At 66.9% G+C, this 14,675-nt stretch carries 10 protein-coding genes and 3 pseudogenes; 5 read left to right on the plus strand and 8 right to left on the minus strand.

The annotated features are described in order from the left end of the window. Positions 1-111: 111 nt before the first annotated feature. Positions 112-738: pseudogene (locus IF88_RS0133285) on the minus strand (site-specific integrase); the annotation flags it as partial. Between the two features lies 1 nt (position 739). Between IF88_RS0133285 and IF88_RS48545 the strand changes: the two are divergent. After that, positions 740-992: pseudogene (locus IF88_RS48545) on the plus strand (transposase); the annotation flags it as partial. Between the two features lie 32 nt (positions 993-1,024). Next, positions 1,025-1,291 (plus strand): hypothetical protein, encoded by a 267-nt coding sequence (locus IF88_RS0133290; protein WP_030721105.1) that lies wholly within the window; start codon positions 1,025-1,027, stop codon positions 1,289-1,291. A 210-nt stretch (positions 1,292-1,501) separates the two neighbouring features. On the opposite strand, the gene IF88_RS0133295 is transcribed toward IF88_RS0133290, so the two are convergent. Beyond that, positions 1,502-2,329, minus strand: coding sequence for a hypothetical protein (locus tag IF88_RS0133295; RefSeq protein ID WP_324617223.1), 828 nt, complete (start codon positions 2,327-2,329; stop codon positions 1,502-1,504). 1,011 nt (positions 2,330-3,340) lie between these two features. On the opposite strand from IF88_RS0133295, the gene IF88_RS0133300 reads away from it, so the two are divergent. After that, positions 3,341-3,943: an Imm21 family immunity protein gene (locus IF88_RS0133300; protein ID WP_234323782.1), complete on the plus strand. Its 603-nt coding sequence runs from the start codon at positions 3,341-3,343 to the stop codon at positions 3,941-3,943. 297 nt (positions 3,944-4,240) lie between these two features. Here the strand turns inward: IF88_RS0133300 and IF88_RS0133305 are convergent, their stop codons facing one another. The 4 genes and pseudogenes from IF88_RS0133305 to IF88_RS48555 all read right to left on the minus strand — a co-directional run. Further along, complete coding sequence (locus IF88_RS0133305) at positions 4,241-4,696, minus strand: hypothetical protein (protein WP_030721115.1); 456 nt, start codon at positions 4,694-4,696, stop codon at positions 4,241-4,243. Between the two features lie 471 nt (positions 4,697-5,167). Beyond that, positions 5,168-5,620: a hypothetical protein gene (locus IF88_RS0133310; RefSeq protein ID WP_030721118.1), complete on the minus strand. Its 453-nt coding sequence runs from the start codon at positions 5,618-5,620 to the stop codon at positions 5,168-5,170. A gap of 311 nt (positions 5,621-5,931) precedes the next feature. Next, a complete protein-coding gene (locus tag IF88_RS48550) occupies positions 5,932-6,309 on the minus strand; it encodes a helicase associated domain-containing protein (RefSeq protein ID WP_234323783.1) in 378 nt (125 codons plus the stop codon). 9 nt (positions 6,310-6,318) lie between these two features. Then, positions 6,319-6,750 (minus strand): annotated as a pseudogene (locus tag IF88_RS48555) (helicase associated domain-containing protein); the annotation flags it as partial. 425 nt (positions 6,751-7,175) lie between these two features. On the opposite strand from IF88_RS48555, the gene IF88_RS0133320 reads away from it, so the two are divergent. Both IF88_RS0133320 and IF88_RS0133325 read left to right on the plus strand, forming a co-directional pair. Next, on the plus strand, positions 7,176-8,429 hold the full coding sequence (locus IF88_RS0133320; RefSeq protein WP_158754722.1) for a hypothetical protein: 1,254 nt from the start codon (positions 7,176-7,178) through the stop codon (positions 8,427-8,429). 133 nt (positions 8,430-8,562) lie between these two features. Next, the gene (locus IF88_RS0133325; protein WP_030721128.1) at positions 8,563-9,717 is read left to right on the plus strand and encodes a hypothetical protein; all 1,155 of its coding nucleotides are present in this window, start codon (positions 8,563-8,565) and stop codon (positions 9,715-9,717) included. Between the two features lie 78 nt (positions 9,718-9,795). Here IF88_RS0133325 and IF88_RS0133330 read toward each other — a convergent pair whose 3' ends face one another. Beyond that, positions 9,796-12,963 (minus strand): DEAD/DEAH box helicase, encoded by a 3,168-nt coding sequence (locus IF88_RS0133330; RefSeq protein WP_234323784.1) that lies wholly within the window; start codon positions 12,961-12,963, stop codon positions 9,796-9,798. A gap of 107 nt (positions 12,964-13,070) precedes the next feature. Further along, on the minus strand, positions 13,071-14,099 hold the full coding sequence (locus tag IF88_RS42530; protein ID WP_158754724.1) for a hypothetical protein: 1,029 nt from the start codon (positions 14,097-14,099) through the stop codon (positions 13,071-13,073). Between the last annotated feature and the right edge of the window lie 576 nt (positions 14,100-14,675).

The raw sequence follows: 14,675 nt of genomic DNA on the forward strand, positions 1-14,675 counted from the left end.
GAATATTGCAGCTTTGCGATTCTGGGCAAAGTTTGAAACCGAAGATGCCCCCTCTTCAGCCCATTCGAAGAGGGGGCATCTTCGGTTTTGACGGCAACGGTGACGGCAACGTCAGCGGACGGCTGCTGTGGCCGGTGGGTCGTCAGGGTGGTCGTCGGGCCGACCGAGGGCGTCGTTGAGGGTGTCGATGGCCTGACGTTGGAGGCGGAGCCTTACGTGGGCGTAGACGCCGGCGGTGACGCCGATGTGGGCGTGGCCGAGGAGTTCTTTGATAACGACGAGGTCGACGCCCTGCTCCAGCAGCAAGGTCGCCGTCGAGTGCCGTAGATCGTGGAAGCGGATGCGGCGCAGCCCTGCACGGCTGAGGAATGCCGCGAAGCGGCGGGTCATGTTGGCCGGGTCCAAGGGGCCACCTTCCGGAGTGGTGAATACCAGACCGCTGCCCCTCCAAGACACCCCGGCCGTGTTGCGCTCTTCGTCCTGTCGAGCCTGGTGGCTACGCAGTGAGTGGACGCACTCGGTCGGCAGGGCGATGCGGCGTTCGGATGCTCGGGTCTTGGTGGGAAGGACGGTCAGGCCGCCGGTTCGGGTGCGCTGGAGCGAGCGGCGGATACTGGCGGTGCCTGAGCCAAGGTCGAGGTCTTCCCAGTGGAGGCCGAGGAGTTCGCCTTTGCGGAGGCCGGTGCGCAGGGCGAGTTCGTACAGCGCGTGGAGCCGGTCGGCGTGGGCCGCTTGCAGCCCGTGGGAGAGGCCAGCGGAACCGAACACTCACCCCTGCCCGGGTCCGCCGCGGGTTCAGGAACCTGCGCGCGAAGACCGGCACGCCAGCCGGTGCACCAAAACCCACCCGCCCCGGCCCCGGCAGGCCGCCCGGCTCAAAGAATTGGCGGCCCGCTACCCGCTACGACGTCGGACGCGTCCTCGCCACCGGCGAGGCGTATGCCCGGCCCGCCCACCACAGCGTCGGCACCAAACCCCGCAGAACAGGCTGACAAGCGGCATTGAGGATCAGCACACTGAGCGCATGCGATACGAGGAGAAGGCGAAGCTCACCGCGGCGAGAGCCCTGGTCCCGGCAGCCATCCTTCTCACCTCACCAGTGCTGCTGATAGCCGGAGCACCCATCCGCCGCCGATACCTCCGCTACGTCTACCGGGATGAGGCCCCAGCGATCCTGGACAAGGAGCAGGGCCGAATCAGCGTCCACTGGTTCGTGGTCATGAGCCCACTTCTTGGATGGCTCTGCCGGCCCACAGAGGCGCTCGCCCGACTCATCTCGTGCCGAGGTTAAACGGCAAGGTGAGTACCTGTTCCTGAACCTCGACCGCGCGCCTGGTGTAAGGAGCGCTGTAGTTGGCCTTGGTGTGGCTGTTGGTGGCCCGCAGGGTAGTTGGCGCGTCGACCGGACGGGCGACGCGATAGCTGGCCGTCGGATGCACTCCACCCCGACCGCCCCTGCCGACTCCCTTCCCAGGAACCGGCAGGGGCGGTTCGCGGCTGCCTAGTCCTGGCCGGCGCCCTGGATGATCCGGCCGACGATGGCTGCGGCCTGCTCTGGGTGCCTTTCCAGCCATGTGCCAAGGTGTTCCCGTACGGCCTCGGCGACGCTGTTGCGCACTGCGGATCCGCCCAGCACGCCGCGCGTGGAGCCCGAGAACTCGGGCCGGTCCAGCTTCACCGACACGACCGCCGTCAGACCGTCGCCGATCTGGTCGACGCTGAGATCGGGGGCTGCCTCCGCCAGGAGCCGCCGCTCCCTCACGTGCGCGTTGACCGCGGCCGCCACCCCGTCGCGGAACCCTGCCATGTGCGTGCCGCCGTAGGGTGTGAGCTCGCTGTTGGCGTAGCTCTGGAGCCGCTCCCCGTGGGAGACACGCCACCTCAGGGCCACCTCGACCGTCCCGGCAATCCGCGGGTGCTCCCGCTCGAAGCCGATGACGTCCGGGTGAACCGATGCTCCCGCCTGCGCGTCGAGGAAGACGACGAAGTCCCGAGCCCCGCCCGGGAACCGGCACCGCACTGATCGGGACCCGCCCGGGGGGCGTTCGTCGGTCAGCGAGATGTCCAGGCCCCGGTTGAGGAAGGCCAGTTCCCTGAAGTGCTCCGCCAGCACGGCGAACGAGCACTCCGCCGTCTCGAAGATGTCGGTGTCGGGCCAGAAGGCGATGGTGGTCCCGCCTCTGGTCGTCGGTCCTGCACTTGTGGGTGGGGTGAGCGCGACGCCGCGCGCGTACTCCTGGACCCAGTGGACCCCCTTGCGCCGCACCTCGGCTGTCAGGCGGCTCGACAGGGCGTTGGTGACGCAGGGCCCGACGCCGAAGAGGCTCATGGCCACAGCCTGGCGACCGCCTGGCTCCGCCCCCGGGTGCATTTGGGTCAGTAGGGCTTCAAGGCCGGGACCGCCTGCGTCTCCTGCGGCCTCAACGGGGACACCCGGCCCGTCGTCGGCGACACGTACGCCACCGTCGGACGTGAGGGTGACGTCGACAGCGCTGGCACGGCCGGCCAGGACTTCGTTCACCGCCCGGCCGACGACATCGAACACCATCTGGTGCAAGCCGCGCTGGCTGGTCGAGCCAACGTACATCCCGGGCCGCTTCCGAACGGCTTCCAACCCCTCCAGTACCTGGATGTGGCTGGCGTCGTACGGGTTGTCGGCGTCACTCATTCAGTCCCCCCAATGGTGTCTCCAGCAGAGCCTCCAGCCTAGGCGGATCTAGGGAAAATGCCAGGTCAGGCCGTATTCGTCGAGGGCGTGGACGGGCGGGTGGGCGCCTGCTTGGAGGACGTCGGCCCAGGGGATCGCGCGCCGCTGTAGGGGGCAGCCGGGGGCCTGCGGAGACCGCGACGGACCCATTTCCAGCGACCCCGAGGCCCTCGATTCCGATGCGTCACACGCCTGCCCGGAACACAGTGTCCGGTCGCTTCATCGCTGGACTCCTCTCAGAGCACGTACATGGCTGGGCGTGCCATCTGGGGGCTCGCAGCCGGGCAGTTCGTGGAGACTGGGATGGGTCGCTTGGGAGGCCGGTGCTCATCCGTTTCGGTGGTGATGGTCTGCGGGGAAGTGTCAGTTGACCATCGTCATCTGAGTGTCAGTGGCGCAGGCTCAACGACCTGGGGGTTGCCACTGACAGTGACTGCTCACCTGTTGCTGACGTGGATGACGAAACGCCGTGTCATTCTCATGCCGACCACCAGAATCACCCGCCGACAGTCCCGCCGGGCCAGCCAGCCGCCCTCCCGCGAACACACACGCGACTGACCGCGGTCACACCCGTGGCACCTTCGCAGCCGTCCAGTAGCTTGGCCTGTCACTGGGCAGCGGCAGACTACGCGCATGAGTAACAGCGACAACGCTATCCGCCACAGGCTTGGTCTGGCCTGGGTGCCGTCCATGGGTGGGCCGCTGATCGTCGTCCCGGTGTCTGCCCTGCACCAGTGGGGCGGCTGCACCGAGGGCGGTGTGATCGTCGGCGGCACCGACCAGCCGGACGACTACGACCGGGCCTGCGCGGTTGAGGAGTACGCCGAAGTGATCGGCCTGGGCGACACCCGCACTGCGTCCGTGCTGGTGCTGGGCGACGAGCCCGCCACCACCTGCTACCTGCCCGAGCAGAGGATCTTCCTGCGGTGGCTCGCCGCCGACTCCGACGCGGAGTTGCTCGCCGCCGCCGAGGCCGTCCTGAGCGACCCGGCGACGCCGTGGGAGAAGTGCGGAGTCTGGGATACCGACGGCCCAGCTGTTCTCATGGACTCGGCCGAGGCAGGCGAGGATCTCGGCGTGCCCTACCCCGACGGCAGAGGCAAACCGGCCGAAGCCCCAGTTCCGGTGCCCGCAGGGCGATTCGAAGTCCGTGCGTTCCACAAGACCGGTGATTTCCCTTGGGTTGGCATAGTCCAACTCCTCCCGGCCGATGCTCAGCCGACAACTACTCCTTGACTCCCACCGTCAGAACACGAGGAGTCGAACATCGCGCTGCCAGCACCGGCCCCTGACCGAGACTGCGGTTCGTTCTCGTCGAAGTTCATTTGATCCCCTGGCCTAACGCTACGTGGACCCGGACCACGTCGGCAGAGGAGCGCCACGGGGGATATGGATCAGGTACTCACGAGTTACCCCGTGAGTGGACTGGCACGACCGGCTACAACCACTCCGCCCCGAGACCCGCGAGGAGGTCGAGCTGCGCCTGGTCGAGTCGGCCGCGGCGGGCCTTCTGATGCAAAGTGATGGCTTGGTTCAGTTCTGCTGGCCGGGCGAGCGTACGTAACTCACGTCGGATGGGTCTTGGGGGAGGAACCCTTTTGCGCCGTCCTCCAGCGAGAAGACCACGAGGTAGAGCTTGCACGGCTTGGCGGTAGCGGGCCCCTGATAGTCGAACCTGATCCCCGGCCTCTCGTCGGGGTAGGTATCGAAGACCCATGTCGCCGGCCCAGTGTAGGAACGACCTGCCGCGTCGGTGGATTGCCCGCAGTCCGGTCCGGGCCGCGTGATCCGTTCCAGGTCCGCAGAACCGTCCGCCCGAACCGTCAAGCGCCCGCCGTCCGAGCCTTGCCAGACCCCCGCCACATCAGCGATCGCGAGCCGGTCCTCCCGGTCGTTGCCCAGATAGATGAGGAGGGCGACCATCAACGCCAGGAACAGCGTTGTCACGCCCATGAACCAACAGAGGATCCGCCGCCGGTCGGTACGCACTAGGTGCTCCTTCTCGTAACAGCCACCGCGGGACTGTGCCCCCGCAAAGCTGTTGAAGTCCGGGGTGCTGCACAGGGAGAGGAGGTTCCGCCCGCCAAGGTTGCTTGTCTGATGATCTTTCTGGCCCCGGACACCGGGCCAGGGTCGGGGCCAGCCCGCGCCGATAGGGCGTGCGTGGGTGAGGCCCGGTGCCCAGAGCGCTCTGGGGGCAGCAGTACCACCGGGCCGCCCCCGACCTCCTACTGCGCCCAGTCGACGCCCAACGCCGCGAGGGCTGCCACAGCCCGGGGGCGTTTGGGTCTGCCTGGCCTTGCTTCTGCGTGATTGTGGGGACGCCCGGGTGGGTGATCTCGGAGCCGGCCGTGAGGGCTAGGCTGCGTAGATCGGCTCTTCGGCGGGCTGATCGTCGAGGGATTGCAGAAGGTTCAGGGGAGTCGGCACGGTGAGAGGCCACGTTGCCCACTTCATGGCCTAGCTGGCGTCGAAGGAGACCAGGGTGGTGCCGTCATCGGCGTGGCGTGCCGTCAGCGCGATGTCCGTGGCGCCCTCGTTGGAGCGGTCCAGACGGTCTCGCATCACGCCCACGCAGAGGTCGGCTTTGCAGGGGCCGAGGAGGAATGGATTCTCGTCCGGCGGCTTGCGGTCGGGGAAGGACTCGGCCACCCAGGCGTCGAGGTCGGCCTGTGGCATGCGGAAGGTGACCTGGAACGTTTCGTCCACTCCGTGCGACCGGCACCGCAGGTTCGTCGCTCCATCGGGGATTAGGGCCGGCAGGTAGGCGAAGGCGTCCTTGCAGGGCACTCCGTAGTCATCCTGGAACACCGCCAGGAGGACCCCTCCGACGGTCCAGACGATGGACAGGGCCAGCCACGCGACCCACAGGACGAGTCCTCCCGCGAAGGCCAGGATTGCGTTCTCCGCCACCCTGAAGGCTCGGATGCGCAAAGGCATCAACGGCCGCTTCTCCGAAGTACTCACGTGCCCCCGGCCGCTATTTCTTGAACGTGTTCAGGATGCAGCCTACCGGATGCTGGCCCGGTGCGCGTTAGCTGGAGGGCGGGGTTAGCCGCGGCCAGACGGACTCGCGCGAGGTTCGCGCGCACGGGCTGCGGAAGGCCGAGGCCGGGACCGGCAGCCGGAGTAGTCCGCCCGACACCGGGCCCGCAGATGAACCCCCGGCGACGTGTCCGTCTCGTCACAGCGCACCCGGACGGCCCTCAACCCCGGACACGGGGCTAGGGCCGGGGCCCAGCCCGCGCCGATAGGGCGTGCGTGGGTGAGGCCCGGTGCCCAGAGCGCTCTGGGGGCAGCAGTACCACCGGGCCGCTCCCAACCCTCCTCGCCCAGTCGACGCCCAGCTCGGCGAGTGCTGCGAGCTGGGTGGCGTCGAGCCTGTCGCGGCGGGCTTTCTGATTGCCGATCCAGATCCCGGTGCGGTGTTCGGTGCCGTCGGGCAGCCGCTCGACGACGGCGCGGCCCGGCAGGGCGCCTTCCCGCGCGATGTACTGCGCGAGGGCTTGGAGGCCCTTCTGGAAGGCTTCGCCGCCTGCGCGCGGCCCGGTGGCCGTGGCCGTCTTCGCCGCCGCTCTGCGGGCGCGTGGGGCCTTCTTCACGCCGAGTGTGGCGAGTCGGCGTTGCTGTTCTTCGTTGAGCTGGTCCCAGTTCCGGCGTTGCGAAGCGAGCCAGCGTCCGATGTCGTCGCCGTGCCGGGTCACTCCCGGCACGACCGCGGTCAGCCGCGCACCGCTCTCCAGGAGCTGGGTGAGGTAGGCGTAGTGGCGTTGCCAGTCGACTGTCCATCCCAGTGTCCCCGGGTTCCAGTTGGGGTCGATGGCGGCGAGCGCGGCGGCCCGCCGGCGGGCCCGGTCGGGGTCTTTGCCGAGTCCGGCGGGGCGGCGGATGTTCGTGAGCCACTGCCCGATCGCGATGTCGAGGATGGTGGCGCCCCGTGGAGCCGCGAGGGTTCCATGGAGGGCGTAGTAGGCCCGCGCTGCGCCGAGGTTGGTCTCGAAGCTGGCGTCGGCGGTGTCCCAGACGATCCCGAGCTTCTCCAGCTCGGCTGTGAGTTCTCACTGATGGTGAGGCGGTCTTGTGTCTCTGGCCTGGGGCGCTGCAGATGCACTGAGCGGTGTGGCAGATGTCTTCCTCTGCGAGGAACCTATCTGGCCTGCCATCTTGCATGTTGGTTGAGAATGCCGCAGATGTCATGAGAGTCCCCGGAGTGTGCAAGCCGGACTTGGGGTGAAGAGCTAACGTCCGTGCGCGGACACGGCGAGAACTGACGCGGTGTCCTGCCCTTCAGGGTCGCTCGCTGGCACGCCAGCGACGCCGTAATTGCGTTCGCCGAGATCGAGGAGTGGAGAGTGCCGCACCCGGCGATCCTGTCGAGCGGGGTGTCCTCCTTCTGAGCAGGCCCTCCGCAGTGGGCTGAACGCCCGAGACGCCCAGCGCTGTCAGTCACCGGGCCTACGCTGAGCCCATGACGTCACCAACGGCTGCTCACGCCGTAACGAATCCACCGAAGAGCGTCCCGTCCGAGCGGGAATGGACCGACATCGTGGATCGGCTTCACGAACTGCTGCGACCCCTGGAATGGGCGGGCTTCGAGCTTCCAGAAGCGTGGGACAACGAGTTCGACCTCGAGGTGGGCGCGCTGCTGTACGCCGATCTCTGGCGCGGTGACGGATGCGTTTCGGCCGAGTACCGGCCGCACGAGGGAGTGCTGGCCTTGCGGCCGTTCGACGACGTCACAGGGGATTACCCCGACTCCTACTCTTTGCTGGAAGACCAGTTGGAGATCGATGTCGCGGCCTCAGACCCTGCGGCGGTGAGAGCCGTGAAGCAAGCCGCCGGTCAGGCGGGTCTGCTCGACGCCACCCACGTCCGCGTCGCTGACTCCACCCCGCAGCATGCCCAGGAGGACTTCGCGCTGCGGCGGATTCAGCGCATCTTCACGCCGGCATCCGAGTACCGCCAAATTCCGCTGCCCGACGTCTTGCGGGAAGTCAGCGAGAACCGCTGGCTGAGCACCTTCCTGGAGATGGTGGTGGGCATGGTCGGCCGGGATGTCGCACCCGACGTCGTCCCGGACGCCGCCGCGCTGGGTATCGCCGCCTGGTGCTGGCGCAACAACACCGCCGTAGAGGACCACCACCTGGACACAGACGTGCTGATGGCGCGTACCAACATCGCCGTCACCCGCATCGTCCGGCAGCATGTGGACCCCGAAGAGGGCATCGACTGGGACGGTGTCGAGGGTGCCCTCATGAACCCGCAATGGGCCCTGCCGGACGGCACCACCATCCGCTCCCTTTTCGGTAGCGGCTGGGCAGAGATCGCAGACACCGTCACAGCTGAACTCCACCGCTGGCGGGACACGGATCACGAACTCCTGGGCCCCTACACCACCCTCATCCTGATGACGATCGCAGGCTCCACCAGCTACACAGACTCCTGGTGGGGCCAGGGACGCTGGCACAGCATCTGCCGCCACATCGTCGTCGATGCCGTTGCCGCCGGTCTTCCCCTCCCCGCTCCCTACGATCAGCGCGGCGTCGAGCCTTTCCTCGCTGACCTCGATGACCCGGACTTCCTGACAGACGACGCCCTGGACTGGATCATCGACCTCCCCCAAGCCGGCATCGACGGCCCCCGCGGGCTACGATTCACCACCTTCACCAGACCACTGCACCGCCAGTGGGATCCCTTCTGGCTCTCAGCCGAGCAGGCTTGAAACCAACCCGCACGGGGCCGGGGACCGCGCTTGCGACCGCAGCGCGGCACCATGGCGACTGGAGCAGGGTCCGCCGATCAGAGACGACCGAACTCCGTTGCCAACGCCGGACGACCTGTCAGACGATTTCGCAGTGAACGATTCCTCCCGCCAGCCGAACCACGGCACCGGTCTGCTAGGACCGAACTTCGCTCGCCGCAACCGAGCGGATCCGACCACCAAGACCGAGGACCCCGGACGGTGGGTGGCCTTGGACGAATCAGGCTGGGACGGTGACCAGCTCTACGGCCGGCCCCGCAGCCGGTACCTGTCCATCGGAACGGTCGCCATCAGCGACGACGAGGCGGCACCGATCGTCGAGGAGATACGCACGGCGACGCGCCTGCAGGCAGCCGAGGTGAAGTTCTCCAAGGCATTCACAGGGCCACGCAACGGCCCGCGCCGATCCGTGCTGGCTGAGATGCTCGCACCCGGCGGCGTGCTGAACGACCGGTCATCGGTGTACCTGATCGACAAGCACTACTTCATCGTGGGCAAGCTGATCGACCTCTTCGTCGAAGAAAAGGAAACCAAGCAGGGGCGCGACATCCGCAACACCGACCGGGCCCGTCAGATGGCACGCGGCCTCTTTGCGGAAGGCCCTCGCGCTCTGGGACCGGAATTGTTCGGGCGCCTACTGTCCACCACCGTCGCCTTCGCGGCGGCGAAGAACCACGACCGGAACGTCACGGTCGACGACTTCCACAACGTCGTCGAGGAAGCGTGGACGCGCTCCACCCGGCGCAAGGTCACCAACGCCCTGGCCGCCCTGCGAACGACGAAGAAAGAGGCAGAGGAGTACCTGCACGACGCCCACGGACCTGACGCGGTCCTTGGACTAGCGCTCGAACCGCTGATCCCTGCGACCGCTGCGATCATCGGAAACTGGTCCAGGAAGCTGGGGCGGGTCAACTTCCTCCTCGACGACCAACGCTCCATGACCGACACCAACCTGGACCTCATCGAGGACGAAGCACGCGGCCGCTCGCATCCCGAGTTCCGCTACCTCTCTCATGGAATCCATCTGGGTGAACTTTTGCGGGGGAGCTCCAAGGAGCACCCCTCGCTTCAGCTTGCGGACCTGGTCTCAGGAGCCGGATACGCCGTGGCCGAGCGCCACGATGGCCAGGCGAACCCGGCCGGCGACGACCTCTTCGAGGCAGTGGTGCCCCTGATCGACCCGGCGGGGCTGCTGTCACACGACGATCCGGGCCGGGTCGCCTATCCCGAGGCACGGGACGTCGGCTGAGGCGGCCAGCGGTCACCCGACTGCAGCCGGTCCGAGCCGCGCAGCAGCCCGGGGCGTCCTGCGGCCGCGCTGTCTGCGCTACTGGCTGCAGTAGACAGTGAAGTCGCCGGCGGTGGTGTCCCGAACGTACTTGTCCACACCGGCAAGGAGGAGCAGCTGGTCATCGGTGGCCCGGCCCGCTTGGAGGCCGGGTTGGGCGATGACCGTGTGGAAGCGGGGGTTCAGCATGTGGGCCTGCTCGCGGATCGCGAACAGCTTCGTGGCATCTCCCACGTCGTATGGGGAGACTCCGTTGTTGCGCCGGGTGTACTTCCCGGCGCGGTCGTGCAGATGCGCCAAGAGCTGCTGCACTGCTCCTCGCCGCCACTTGGCGCCCCGCATGGCCTGGCCGCATACCTCGTACAGGTCTTTCACCCGCTTGCCTGCGTTCTGTTTCGAGTACTTGCAGTGTACGAGCGTCACGTCTAGGTACGTTCCGTCGACCGTGAGACCGACGAGATCCGCTGCCTCTCCCGAGCCGTCGTCGTCTATGAGAACGTCGAACGTATCGGTGGCCTGCAGGTGGGCCGAAACATAGTACTGGATTGAGTCGACGAGTCGCTCAGCGCGCTGGGACTCTTTGGTGAAGTCCACTCCGGCCCAGTCCAGTGCTGTCAGCAGATTTGGGTCGAAAGGGCGGCGCTCGTAGCTGGGGTTGATGAGCTTGCCGTTGTCGTCGATGAGACGGTCACCCTCGAGAAACAGGTCGGGCTTGTTTGCGTTCAGCCATTCCTCCAGCGGCTTCGGCTTCGCGTTCGGGCCTCTCGAGGCGACAACGGCGTCCTGCTCGCGCGGACGGTAGACGAGCCCCTTGTCCTCGTAGGAGGCCTGGTAGGGCACACGCCAGTCCTTAGTCGTCAAAGAGAAGAGGAACGGGCCCGCAGGGGCGTAGTCGTCCACCTCGAAGTCGATGTCCGTGATCGGGTAGCTTCGCTGGTCGTAGGTGACCATAAGCCTGTCCCGTGCACCCGTGTAGACCTGCCAAGGCCACTGCACCCCCAGCAGGACATGGGGCGGCCGCTCGGTCAGGTCCTGGGGGATGATGAACCCGTCGAAGACCCTCTCCAGATTGATCGTGCTGTCGAGGAGCTTCGTGCCCTGTCGGTTGCACCAGTCCGTCCACGCCTTCAGGCTCGGCGCGGTGGTGGGGGACCAGAACCGACCCGAGGCCGCAGCACTGATCGAAACACTCTCACCGTTGTCGAAGCCGGACGCGGCGATATGGGTCTGGCTCTTGTGCTCCTGGGCAGTGTCGAACCCTTTCGAAACGTCGCTTCCCACGTGCATCGAGAAACGAGTGAAATAGGTCCGGGAGTCCTTCAGCCCGACGTTCGTGGGGACAAGACGGTCCACGCCGGCGAGAACCCGGTACGTACGGGCTCCGTTGATGAGTTCATAGCCCTCGCCGAGGACCGCCTCAGCGAGATCCTTGTACACGCTCGACTTCTCCGAGCCGTGGATATACAGCACCCGTCGCGTGGTATCGAAGTACAGCACGACCAACTCGTAGACGACCTGCTCCAGTTCCTGAGGGGCACCCCAGCGCACCGGCGTACGACGCTCAACGACAAACCATGCGACGGGGAGGTTCTCGCCGCCCAGGGCGATGGCGTCGTCAAGGACACGTTCGCTGCCACGGAACAGGGTGAGTGCTGCCTCTGGAGTCCACTCAGAGGTGGCCGCACGGTATGCGATGGCACTCATCTTCGGTTCCAGCACGCTGACGGCGACCTCTTCCGGAGCGCCGTCGAACGTGGCGTCGAAGGCTTCGTTCTCCTCAGCGGTGACGGTCGCGTGGTCGGTCAAATCGCGTAGCAGCAGGTTCCAGTCGGCGTCCTCCCGAAGCAGCTGGCGCAGTGGCGATGTGCCGTTGTGGGGCTCCTGGGCGACGAACACGGTGGCCTCGCCCAGCCCGTCTGCGGTGCGGGTGAACCGGCCGATGAACTGAATCATCGGACCGAGGCTCTTGCGTGCCGTGTGCATGGCTGCGATCTTCAGCGCGGGCTCGTCGAAGCCCTCGCCGAGCATGTCGACGCAGACGATGATGCGGCAGGTGCGGTCCTTGAGCGCAGCCACGGCCGCCTTGCGACGGGCCACACCAATGTCCTGGTGCACCACAGTGGGAGCGAACTCGGGGGCGAGCCGCCGGTAGATCTTCACGATCTCCTCGGCAGAGGGAATGTTCCCAGCGCGGGCCATAAGCAGATGATCGAAACCCGCGTCCCGGTCGCCCCGCAGCTGCTCGACTGCGTGTGCGGCCAGCTCTTCGTCGACATCCTGCAGTCCGAGAACGGCCCGGTAGGTGATCCGCCGGAAGTAGCCGTCCCGCTGGGCCTCGCGCAACGGGAACCGGAAGATGATCCGTCCGGGAAGCCTGCGCCCGTCTTCCCGGAAGGGCGTGGCAGTGAACAGCAGCACCTGCCGGTCGGAGAACTCGTCGATGACGCTTGCCCAGGTGACAGCAGGAGCGTGATGGGCCTCGTCCACGATCAGATGCGAGAACGAACCCAGCAGCGCGGCCCTCACCTGCGGCGTGGACCGGTTCAGGATGTTGGGGGTGGTCACGACGACATTGCATGCCCGAGCGAACCGCTCCGCCTCGGCCGGGTCCTTGAAACCACGCTCGAGCCGGCCCACGCTCGGCCGCAGCGCGCTGGCGGCCACGATCCGCTCCTGCTGCAGGATCCCGAGCGTCTCGAACTTCCCCGCGATCTGATCCCTCAGGGCCGCACTAGGCACCAGCACCAGCAGCCGTTCAGGCCGGGCGGCGACAAGCAGAGCGAGCATCGTCTCCGTCTTGCCTGTTCCGGTAGGCATCACCACGATGCCCGGTTCCCCCAGCCCCGACGCCCAGTGCCCCATGACCGCATGCAGCGCACCGACCTGCGGGCGACGCAAACTGTACGGCTCGTCTTGGTGGCGGAAACCGATGGCACCCCTGTAGGACTCGACGACCGTCCCCGGGGCATGCGCCTGCAGGCTCCCGCGCCAGACAACGTCACCATCTCCCGCTGGCAATACCGCTGTCAGCGTGTCCGTCTCCTGCCCGACATGACAGGCTGGCCAGGAGCCAAAAACGCTCGACACCTGCAGCGTTCCGTCCTGCTCGAGAGCCTCAAGATCACCAGCAGGAACCAGTAGTTGACGGACCTTGTTCGACTCGAATCTGCGATCACGGGCCCACACAGGGGGAGTTTTCATGTTCATGGGCAGCCTTCTGCTACAGGAACGAAGGTCCCCGGCTGACCGACCAGCCTGGGCACGGGAGCCGCTGCCCGCCGCTCACCGGGATACCAGGGAGCGGCGGGGCAGGGTCAGCGGCGGTATCCGCGATCGGCGGCACGCGGAGGTACGTTGAGGAAGTCCTCGAACCAGGTGCCAGGCTGCAAGGCGCCGGGAACAAGTGACTCGCCGCCGTTCGCCCCGTCGTGGCTTTCGTTGTAGCGGCTGTTGTACAGCCACAGGACATCGTGGTCTTGGAAGAAGAACTCCGAGCAGGCGCTGAAGTCGTGGTCGTCGCGGTGTGTCGGCAATGCCACGTGCGTCGGGTCTTCGTCGCTTGTCCCCAGGAGATCGGGCGCATCGTCGATGGCGAGGTGGAGGATCATCTCTTCGGCTGCGCAGGTGGGCTGAGGCCACTTGCCACGCTTGAGGTCGCCGGCCAGGTCGTCACACGCACGGGCCAGGGCGCGACGCCACTGCATGTCTTGGTTCCATGTCACCTGCGGCAGGCGGGAGAAGACGCCCCAAGTGCCGTCATCATCCTGTGTCACGGGGCGGTCCTTCAGCTCGGCGGCATCGTCATAGGCTGATTCCGCCATCCACATCAGCGCGCTGCACAGCAGGTCGGCAGTGCGTGGCGTGAGGCACCAGTCGCACTTCGTGCAGTCCTCTTCCTCGCATTCGCAGGCAGCGGGAAGAGGGAAGAGCGCTGCGAAGTCCGGATGCGGCGGCTCGGGCTGAGGCGGAGCGCTGTACGTGCTCGCGGTTTGACTGAGACGCCAGCCGGTGCCGAAATTGACGCGGATGGACTCGGTGGACCAGTCAGCGACCTCGTCACCTCGTGAGGGCAGCAGCAGCTTGCCTTCCTGGGCGTCGGTGAGCCAGTCCATGCCGGGCAGCGCGCCCGTCGTCTCCGCGGCGAACATCGCCGCACCCACGAGATCTTTGGGGTCGTCGACCTCCAGCTCATCGTCCGCCATGGGCTCCCAGCCGCCGGCTTGTGCTGCTGCCAGCATTCGGTCCTGGTCGTAGATGTGGAACTCTCGCAGCTGGACGACCCGCACGACCGGACCGGGTAGGTCCGCGAGGCGGGCATCCTTCGGCGAGCGGATCGCGGACACAGGGAGCGCTGCCTCGGGCGCGCCTTCCGAGCCGCGGTCGACTGAGATGCCACTTGCGGACCACGTGGAAAGGGCGTGAGAACTGCTCGGCCATGCTCCTGAATGGGATCGCTCGAGGGCCTGCTGGAATGAGGCGGCCGGGGCATGAGGAAGCTCTTCGCCGACCCGGTGCGCCGTGGCCGATTCGCGGGCAGTGAGTGCCCCGTTGGCGGCAGCGGCGGTCAGAAGTCGCGCTGCCTGCTGCGCCAGCCCTGCGTCGCGGCACGTCAGTACAGCCTGCAGAGACGGGGGCCCGTCCTGATGCGCGAGTAGAACAAGTACTCGACTCTTGTTGAGGGTGTGCTCGCAGAAGAAGTCGCGGGGGATGGAGTCCACAGATGAAGCCGTCATCGGAGTTCTCCGGGGGTGCGCAGCCGACCACGGGCCGACCGCAGACGAAGGAAGGCTGCTGGTAGGCGCGGTGCAGCCGCATCCCCGGACAGCGCGAAAGAAGGCCAAGTGGCTGGTGTCGTCGATGCGATCGACAACCCGGATCCAAAAGCAACGCTAGCTGACTTGTGTCCTTCGCATCACCTG

Source organism: Streptomyces sp. NRRL F-2580 (genome assembly GCF_000720115.1).
Taxonomy (GTDB): Bacteria; Actinomycetota; Actinomycetes; order Streptomycetales; family Streptomycetaceae; genus Streptomyces.